We start from the raw sequence: 1,053 nt of genomic DNA on the forward strand, positions 1-1,053 counted from the left end.
GATGTACCCCAAGGTGTTCCTGGACTACATGGGCCGCCACCGCCAGTACGGCCCGGTGCGCACCCTGCCGACCAAAACCTTCTTTTATGGCATGGAGCCGGGCGAGGAGATCACCGCCGAGATCGATCCGGGCAAGACCCTGGAAATCCGCCTGCAGGCGATTTCCGAGACCGACGAGAAGGGCGAGGTGAAGGTGTTCTTCGAACTGAACGGCCAGCCCCGCGTGATCCGGGTGCCGAACCGCCTGGTGAAGTCCTTGACCCAGGCCCGGCCGAAGGCCGAGCACGGCAACCCAAGCCACATCGGCGCGCCGATGCCGGGCGTGGTGGCCACGGTGGCGGTGCAGGTGGGCCAGCAGGTGCATGAAGGCGATCTGCTGCTGACCATCGAGGCGATGAAGATGGAGACCGGCATCCACGCCGAGCGCGACGCGGTGGTCAAGGCCGTCCATGTCCAGCCCGGCGGCCAGATCGACGCCAAGGGCCTGCTGGTGGAATTCGAGGACTGATCTGCGGGAGCGTGTTGCACAAATCGTTTCCGATGCGTAGCTGGTCCTTCGATTTGACTGCGGGATGCTGGGATGCCTTTCAAATTCAACGCGTCGCGGCGGGATAAGTTTGCGAAGGCAAAGTACCGTGTGACGAACTGGGCCGAATACAATGAGGGGCATTGCCAAGTTATCTGCCGTGGATTGGAAAAAGCGTGAGACCGCGTAATCAGGCCGATAGTTCGGCAGCATAACCTTCCCACAGCTTGAACCCGTCGGCTCTGGCATGGCGGTAGGAGAGAGTGGAAAGGCGATAGCGGCGGGGACGAAAGATCGTACTGATTTGGTCGTGGGCGACGAGAAATCGTTGCGCCTGGCGTGGTGACTTGAACCGACCCATCATCTTTTCCCGCTTTCGCGTCGGCCGGTGTGACCCTTCGATCCTGTTGTTGAGCCCCTTGTGCGCCCGATGGTCGGCGTCCGGCGTGATGGCCTTGATCGGCTTGGTATAGCTGCGCAGCTTGTCCGTGATCACGACACGCGGTTCGCCATAGGCTGCAACCAGT

2 protein-coding genes are annotated in these 1,053 nt (G+C 61.5%); one reads left to right on the plus strand and one right to left on the minus strand.

What is annotated here, in order from left to right; genetic code table 11:
- The coding region (locus tag GKC28_RS26070; protein ID WP_174149834.1) for a biotin/lipoyl-containing protein at positions 1–508 on the plus strand (508 nt) is incomplete at its 5' end.
- Positions 509–716: 208 nt separating this feature from the next.
- Here the strand turns inward: GKC28_RS26070 and GKC28_RS26075 are convergent.
- A partial coding sequence (locus GKC28_RS26075) for a DDE-type integrase/transposase/recombinase (protein ID WP_174149835.1) occupies positions 717–1,053 on the minus strand: 337 nt, incomplete at its 5' end.

Origin of the sequence: Leisingera sp. ANG59, from assembly GCF_013317235.1 — a bacterium.
Taxonomy (GTDB): domain Bacteria; phylum Pseudomonadota; class Alphaproteobacteria; order Rhodobacterales; family Rhodobacteraceae; genus Leisingera.